This is a genomic window from Micromonospora sp. ATLC20 (genome assembly GCF_057196585.1).
In genome coordinates, this window is the sequence record NZ_JBXUOV010000381.1 from 1 (window position 1) to 1162 (window position 1162).

The window sequence follows — 1162 nt, forward strand, 5'->3', positions numbered from 1 at the left end:
CGGCACGGCCGGGCCCGACCTGGCCGACGTGGCCGGGCAGCCGCTCGGGCGGCGCGCGCTGGAGATCGCCGCCGCCGGTGGCCACCACCTCGCACTGCTCGGTCCGCCCGGCGCCGGCAAGACCATGCTCGCCGAACGGCTGCCGTCGATCCTGCCCGAGCTGGACGACGAGGCAGCCCTGGAGGTGACCGCGCTGCACTCGATCGCCGGTCTGCTGCCACCCGGCGGCGGGCTGTTGCGCCGTCCCCCGTTCCAGGCGCCGCACCACACCGCCACGGTGCCAGCGCTCGTCGGAGGCGGTTCCGGGCTGGCCCGGCCCGGCGCGGTGTCGCTCGCCCACCGCGGGGTCCTGTTCCTGGACGAGGCGCCCGAGTTCAGCAAGGGCGCGCTGGAGGCGTTGCGGCAGCCGCTGGAGAGCGGCCGGGTGCGGGTGGCGCGTACCCGGGGCGCCACCGAGTACCCGGCCCGCACCCAACTGGTGCTGGCGGCCAATCCCTGCCCGTGCGCGAAACCGTCCGGCGACGTCGACTGCGAGTGCCCGCCGCCGGCCCGGCGACGCTACCTGGGGCGGTTGTCGGGTCCGCTGCTCGACCGGGTGGACGTGCAGGTCCAGCTGAAGGCGGTACGCGCGGCGGAGCTGCTGAGCACCGGCGCCGCGCAGGAGTCCTCGGCCACCGTCGCCGCCCGGGTGGTCGCCGCGCGGCACGCCGCCGCCGAGCGCTGGACGGCCACCGGGCACCGGGTGAACGCCGACGTCCCCGGCCCGTACCTACGCCGGCCGCCGTGGCACCTGCCGGCCCGGGTCACCACGGATCTGCGCCGCCGGCTCGACACCGGTTCGCTGTCCGCGCGCGGCTACGACCGCGTACTCCGGCTCGCCTGGACCATCGCGGACCTGGACGGGCGGGACCGGCCCGGCCACGACGACGTGGCGGAGGCCATCCAGCTCCGGACCGGGCAGGGCGCGTGAGCGCCGACGATCGCCGGCTGGCGCGGGTCGCGCTCACCTGGCTCGCCGAACCCGGCACCCGGTCGGTGTACGCCCTGGTCGAGCGGCTCGGCCCGGTCGCCGCACTCGATCTGCTGCTGTCCGGCGGGGCGCCGGAGCGGACGCTGCGGTCGGCCGTCGCGGCGCGCGGCGCTGCCGGGGACGCCCGGGCGG

Annotated in this window: 1 protein-coding gene and 1 pseudogene; both read left to right on the forward strand. The window is 78.1% G+C overall.

The window, feature by feature from the left end; genetic code table 11:
• On the forward strand, positions 1 to 970 hold a 970-nt coding region (locus AC2CHG_RS31450), incomplete at its 5' end, for a YifB family Mg chelatase-like AAA ATPase (RefSeq protein ID WP_484526213.1).
• Positions 967 to 1162: pseudogene (locus AC2CHG_RS31455) on the forward strand (DNA processing protein DprA); the annotation flags it as partial. The gene AC2CHG_RS31450 and the pseudogene AC2CHG_RS31455, both read left to right, overlap by 4 nt.